Origin of the sequence: Oribacterium sp. NK2B42 (assembly GCF_000424445.1) — a bacterium.
Lineage (GTDB): Bacteria > Bacillota > Clostridia > Lachnospirales > Lachnospiraceae > Oribacterium.
In genome coordinates this window covers 1-2,090 of the sequence record NZ_AUJX01000092.1, presented here as the reverse complement: position 1 = coordinate 2,090, position 2,090 = coordinate 1, and the positions used below count along the sequence as shown (strand labels likewise).

General features: G+C 41.4%; 1 protein-coding gene. It reads right to left on the bottom strand.

Annotated elements, in window-relative coordinates; all coding sequences use genetic code 11:
• Window positions 1–150: 150 nt before the first annotated feature.
• A complete protein-coding gene (locus tag G625_RS0114595; RefSeq protein ID WP_029201679.1) occupies window positions 151–1,683 on the bottom strand; it encodes an IS66 family transposase in 1,533 nt (510 codons plus the stop codon).
• Window positions 1,684–2,090: the final 407 nt, after the last annotated feature.

Here is a 2,090-nt window from a genome sequence, read left to right as displayed (position 1 = left end):
GTAACAGTTCAGCCGACCCATACCAAATGGAGAAACATCCTTTCCTCCATTCGCCCACCCCACTATAAGTAGTGGAAGGACTTATGGTTACGACCCCACCCCTGCTCATGGAGGAAAGGATGGAGAATGATGCAACTTCAAATAGACCAGTCAAACTATGACTGGTCTGCCTGCAAAAAGATCTTTGATGCTCTGAAAAATGTTCATCCCTCGGCGTTTTATTGTCCTTATGACGCTCATTATGTCACAGAACATTTGGATTCCGCTTTCTTTACGAAATCCACCTGACATCTTTTGACGCTGTTTGCACATCCTGAGGTCTCTCTCACTCATGTTATCATCAAAAGGCACACGAAAATCCTTTAGAAACAAGAGGTGGTTTACCTTGTACTTTGCCAGTCGGTTAAGAAGTGTCTTTTCCTCTTTTTTTGCAAGGCGGTTTGATGTTTTTTTATTCTGTTGGTATCCGAGTTCCACCAATTCATCATATCTGGCAAAGTACTTTTTTAAGGCATCTTCATCGAATGAACTGCCTCCCTGTTCTATGAGTTTTTTTCTGGCGGTATTCATTCCTGCAAGAAAGTTCATGAGATCCTTGCTCCATGTGTTCTGACTTTCTTCGGTGTTCTTTCTCAGATATCGTATGAGGTGCACGCAGCATTCTCCATGTCCTGTTCCGAAATGGTACATAGCTGTTTCGTGGTCATGGATCAGAATACCTGCAAAGTCCGGAAGGATCGGAAGGGTTGATAGTACCTTCAGTTTTTTCTTTTCCTGGTAGGTATAAAGAACTGACTTAAGATTGCTGAAGTTGCGGATATATTTTTGTTTTCCATCAAGACACATGGTTGTCGCATCAGTACAGAGTACATCTGAACAGAGCAGGTCATTCTCAATAACTGGTTTCTGTTCTCTGCAGATGGCACCAAACTGCTGGCAGATATGATATACGGTACCGGTGGACAGCTTGAGCACATCTCCCGAAAGGCCGTTTATAAAATCTGCGATACGGTCATTTGATACGATGCCATCGCTGTAAAGCATGGATACTATAGCACGGATGCCATCGCCATATGTCACTTCAGAACGATATTCATCAGGTACATGATACTTACCATTGCCATCGGGGTAAATGCGTATCTCCTTAGCTATGGTATTGATTGAAAAATCAAGCAAGAAACGTGAGATGTAGTCCGGTCCGGGAGTTCCGATCTCTTTAATGACAGTGTTCTCAATCTTACCTTCATCGATAAGGGATTTTACAGTGTTCTTTGTAAGAGTAGTCCCTGTGCTCCCAGTCTGAGCACCGGGCTTTCGGTTGGTTTTGTTCCGACTATTGTATTCGTTTGCAGCTTTGCCCGGATTATTCTTATCGGTTGATGGAGGCAGAGATGAATTATCACTATTGTTATTGAGGATCCTTCTCATACGTTCATTGTCGGCATGAAGTATCCTGTTTTCCTTTTTAAGTGCTGTATTCTCGCTCTTTAAAGTGGTGATCTCTTCTACCTGTTTTGTAACAGTTTTGTTTAGATATTCGATCCTCCGATCAGCTTTATCCAGTTCCTTGTTGAGACGCTTTATTTCTTTACGGTCTTTCTTATGTTCAGACTCCAAAGAGTCTACGCGTGACATCAGTTCGCAAAGCTGTTTATACATGTCTTTTTCGTAGTTACCACCCATAAGACTGACCTTTCCTTTTCAAATGATTATATGAAAAGTATAGTAAAATCGTGTGAAAAAGGCGAATATCCAGTCTTTAAGCATTCGTCAAAATGACGGTGGATAAGGAGATTAAAATCCGTCCGAAAAAAGTAGACCATCCACAAAAACACCGGTTTATGATGCATAAAAAGAAAAAAAGTACTGTGAAATAGCGAGAATTATCCACAACTGTATTTTTATGACTGCATTCATAAAATGAGAATTCAGATATCCACAGATGCCGTATGAAAAGTCAGCTGAAATTTCGGCATCTTTTTTTGCAGAGGGTGGGGGTCAAAGAATTAAGCCTAATGAAATCGTTGATGGGGTGGGCAAAAAAAGTGCCGACCAAGGAATTTATAATCCAGGGTCGGCTGAACTGTTAC

Bases quoted from the DNA above. Each gene is read 5' to 3' on its own strand.
- G625_RS0114595 (WP_029201679.1), bottom strand. From the start codon at position 1,683: ATGGGTGGTAACTACGAAAAAGACATGTATAAACAGCTTTGCGAACTG.